The organism is Moraxella caprae DSM 19149 (genome assembly GCF_000426885.1).
Taxonomy (GTDB): Bacteria; Pseudomonadota; Gammaproteobacteria; order Pseudomonadales; family Moraxellaceae; genus Moraxella; species Moraxella caprae.
Window position 1 is genome coordinate 1 of sequence record NZ_AUGF01000091.1, and the last position, 2,520, is coordinate 2,520.

Annotated in this window: 2 protein-coding genes and 1 pseudogene; 1 reads left to right on the forward strand and 2 read right to left on the reverse strand. The window is 41.2% G+C overall.

Annotation, left to right across the window (positions count from 1 at the left end; all coding sequences use genetic code 11):
• A partial coding sequence (locus tag K941_RS17425) for an IS1 family transposase (RefSeq protein WP_167539609.1) occupies window positions 1-134 on the reverse strand: 134 nt, incomplete at its 3' end.
• 210 nt (window positions 135-344) lie between these two features.
• On the opposite strand from K941_RS17425, the gene K941_RS0112325 reads away from it, so the two are divergent.
• Complete coding sequence (locus tag K941_RS0112325; RefSeq protein ID WP_029103831.1) at window positions 345-1,928, forward strand: Fic family protein; 1,584 nt, start codon at window positions 345-347, stop codon at window positions 1,926-1,928.
• Window positions 1,929-2,327: 399 nt separating this feature from the next.
• On the opposite strand, the pseudogene K941_RS17635 reads toward K941_RS0112325, so the two are convergent.
• Window positions 2,328-2,520, reverse strand: a pseudogene (locus K941_RS17635) (IS5/IS1182 family transposase); the annotation flags it as partial.

Sequence of the window (2,520 nt, forward strand, 5' to 3'; positions counted from 1 at the left end):
AAGCTGTAAATGATGAACAAATGTCTGTGGCAGTGTTTACAAAAATAGTTTTGTTTGCCATGGCTTTTTATGCCATTTTTCTTTATACTAACCGACAGGCAACTTGGGCAAGTCATGGTAATTTGTATCTTCATAACCGTAAATTACCAATTTTTGTTCAAGTTGTTTATTTAGTTTTTGTTACAGCATACTTTTTGGACGAGTGCCCAAAATTCAAGCGACTTATCAGCCCATATTATCAAAATGCACAAAATATCCCCAAATATTATCATTCTGTATCATACAAAAACATTTTGTGCTAAAATTTGCCACAAATCGTCAAAATGATAGCTGAGTAATTATTAATGACTTCAATACACCCACAAATCATCATCCAAACCACAGACCCACAGGATATGCTGGGTGTGCTGTGGCTATCTTATCATTTTGGCATACCCTTATGGATAAAGCCTTATGTGATAAGTCAAATTGGCACCAGCCGTCGCACGCTTACAGAGGGGCATTATACCCAAGAATTCTATCCTGCTCGCACCCGTTTGGGTGATGATGTGGTAGCTCATCTTACCTTTTATCTAAAAAATGAAATACCCAGCCTAGAATTTTTGACAAGACTGTTTGATAAGATGGATGGCAGACTAATCCAAGAATGGGTCAATGACGAGCCAACAGGTCGCTATGCCAGAAGAGCAGCTTTTTTATATGAATGGCTGACAGATGAGCGTTTGGAGTTGCCGTCTGACATTGGCGGTGGCTATGTCGATGTCTTAGATGGCGATAAAGTGGTGGTGGCAAATACCCCCATTAAAGACAGTCGCTGGCGAGTGAATAATAATATCGCAGGTACTAAGGACTTTGCTCCGATGGTGGTCAAAACACCAATGCTATTATCCGCCACCGCCTTTGATGTTAAGCAGCATTTGGCACAGCTTAGGCAGGAGTTTGGCGAGGATTTGTTGGTGCGTGCTTCGGCATGGATTACTTTGCGTGAAAGTCGTGCCAGCTTTACCATTGAGGGAGAGGGCGGTCAAGAAAGTCGCATTGAGCGATTTGCCAGAGTGATGGCAGAACAAATCGGACAAGGCGAAATTGTTTTGTCAGGTGAGAGGCTGGCTGCACTTCAACAGGAAATTATTGGCAAAAGCCTTAGTATTAAACATTTTGGGCTAAGACAGTCGCCTGTATTTGTGGGCGAGAGCAATTATCGCCACGCCAAAGAGATTGTGCATTATATCGCTCCACCCTGCCAAGAAGTGCCATCAAAGCTAGAAGGGCTTAACGCATTTTTTGAAAGTACAAAGGGGCAATCTGCCTTGATGAGAAGTGCGGTGATCGCCTTTGGTTTTGTCTATATACACCCCTTAGCAGACGGCAACGGACGCATTCATCGTTTTTTGATGAATGATGTATTAAGGCGAGATGGGCAGACTGATGACCCTGTGATTTTACCCATCTCCAAAGCCATCATTGACAGTCCTACCGCCGAGCGTGCCTATGACGCCATCTTGGATACCATCTCCAAGCCCTTAATGCAAAGCGTGCAGGATAATTACCACTTTGCCAGTAAGCCTACTACTTATTCAGACGGGATTAAAAGCAATCTTGTGGTACAGGCGGACAAAAACACACAAAGTCTGTGGCGGTATATGGACTTGACTGCCCACGCATTGTATTTATCAGAGCTTATAAGGCAGGTCATTAGTGTAGATATGGCAGAAGAATCCGCTTATCTTAGAGCCTATGATAAGACACGCCAAGCGATTAAAGAAGTCATCGATATGAGCAACCAAGATGCCGACCGTATCATCAGAAGTATCATTGATAATAAAGGCATTAGAAGTAATAAATTGGTCAAAGAATACGAACTTTTGGGCGATGATGAGCTGTGGGAGCGGTTGGTAGGGGTGGTTAATGGAATGCTTGGTGTTTAAAAATAAAAACACCGCATCTGATGGTTTAGGTCAAAATGCGGTGTCTGTCAACAGTAAGCGTACAATAGGGTGTTGCTTTTGGGCGATTGAAAGGGCTGGGCTTGCTTAAACTCATCTATGGAGTTGGGAGTGACCTTAAACTAAGTAAGGTGTCCAAAATTACAATTCAATCCACTTACCAAAGTACTGATCGTATACTAACCGATATACTGATGATTTTCAATAGATTTTTGAAAATTTATTCATTTTACCAGTCGGTCTAGGTAGTAGGCAATGATGATTTGATAACTTTGGCAAATCGTAGCAGATAGGCGGATAAAGACACCAAAAAGACAGAAGGTAATTCTCTACCAAATTTAATAAAAAGTAAAAGAAATTAGCAATAGACATCCTGCAAAACTACCCAATCCACCCAAACACCAATTTCACTCTAAGTTCAAACCTTATTAATGACTTTCGGTAAGTGGTAGAAAACATTTTAAAGGCCTTAAACTTGACAAAAATGTGTTCTATCTTAACTCGTGTTTTGGATAAAAGTGTATTGTAGTCTTTGGCTTCTTGTACAAGTGGATATTTCTTAGTTTGTTTTAGT